Origin of the sequence: Streptomyces chiangmaiensis, assembly GCF_036281785.1 — a bacterium.
GTDB lineage: Bacteria > Actinomycetota > Actinomycetes > Streptomycetales > Streptomycetaceae > Streptomyces > Streptomyces chiangmaiensis.
This window is the reverse complement of sequence record NZ_JAYWVC010000641.1, coordinates 1-913: the sequence shown is the minus strand read 5'-3', so window position 1 is coordinate 913 and position 913 is coordinate 1. Positions and strand designations below refer to the sequence as shown.

Sequence of the window (913 nt, the reverse complement as noted above, 5' to 3'; positions counted from 1 at the left end):
TCCGGCGAACATCGCGAAGACGACGGTGCCGAATACGACGTAGTGGAAGTGGGCCACCACGAAGTAGCTGTCGGAGACGTGGAAGTCCAGCGGCGGCGATGCCAGCAGGACACCGGTCAGACCACCGAAGACGAAGGTGACCAGGAAGCCCGTTACCCACAGCATCGGGGTCTCGAAGGACAGCGAGCCCTTCCACATGGTGCCGATCCAGTTGAAGAACTTCACACCGGTCGGTACCGCGATCAGGAACGACATGAAGGAGAAGAACGGCAGCAGCACTCCACCGGTCACGAACATGTGATGCGCCCACACCGTGATCGACAGGCCCGTGATGGAGATCGTCGCGCCGACCAGGCCCATGTAGCCGAACACCGGTTTGCGGGAGAAGACCGGAATGACCTCCGTTACGATGCCGAAGAAGGGCAGCGCGATGATGTACACCTCGGGATGGCCGAAGAACCAGAACAGGTGCTGCCACAACAGGGCACCGCCGTTGGCCGCCTCGAAGACATGCGCACCGAACTTGCGGTCCGCCTCCAGTGCCAGGAGCGCCGCTGCCAGCACCGGGAAGACAAACAGCACCAGCACGCTGGTGAGCAGCACGTTCCAGGTGAAGATCGGCAAGCGGAACATGGTCATGCCGGGGCAGCGCATGCAGACGACCGTGGTGATGAAGTTGACCGCGCCGAGGATGGTGCCGAAGCCGGACAGCGTCAGCCCCATGATCCACAGGTCGCTCCCGACGCCGACAGAGTGCTCAGCGTCCGTGAGTGGGGAGTAGGCGAACCATCCGAAGGCGGCCGCGCCCTGGGGGGTGAGGAAGCCGCCGACCGCGATGGACGAGCCGAGCAGGTAGAGCCAGTAGGCGAGCATGTTCAGGCGGGGGAAGGCCACGTCGGGCGCGCCGATCTGG

The 913-nt window shown here is 64.0% G+C and carries 1 protein-coding gene; it reads right to left on the bottom strand.

Translation table 11 applies throughout. The annotated features are described in order from the left end of the window. A partial coding sequence (locus VXC91_RS46140) for a cbb3-type cytochrome c oxidase subunit I (RefSeq protein ID WP_329513293.1) occupies positions 1 to 913 on the bottom strand: 913 nt, incomplete at both ends.